The sequence below is a fragment of the Paenibacillus xylanexedens genome, from assembly GCF_007676705.1.
Classification (GTDB): Bacteria; Bacillota; Bacilli; order Paenibacillales; family Paenibacillaceae; genus Paenibacillus; species Paenibacillus xylanexedens_C.
On record NZ_VEBF01000329.1, the window covers coordinates 1 to 270 of the forward strand.

1 protein-coding gene is annotated in these 270 nt (G+C 53.3%); it reads right to left on the reverse strand.

What is annotated here, in order from left to right; translation table 11 throughout:
• Positions 1–32: 32 nt before the first annotated feature.
• Positions 33–270: hypothetical protein (locus FS628_RS32245; protein WP_222125334.1), on the reverse strand; the 238-nt coding region annotated here is incomplete at its 5' end.

Below are 270 nucleotides of genomic sequence, written 5' to 3' on the forward strand. Positions count from 1 at the left end.
TCCCGCCATCGCTTCCATATTATCGCGCCCCTTCATTCCATCAACAATCCCATCCGCACTCTTTTCTCACTCTCTTCCTCAACCCCTTCACTTCCAAACCCATCTACCTCCTCCACCACCCCCAATTCAACAACCATCACATTCACAAACCCCCACACAATCCCCTCACCCCACTCCATGTCCTTCCATCCATCATCCCTTACCACACACGCACCTCTCCACAACTCTATCCTACCTTCCCCAAAATCCCGCGCACTGCACCCTCCCATC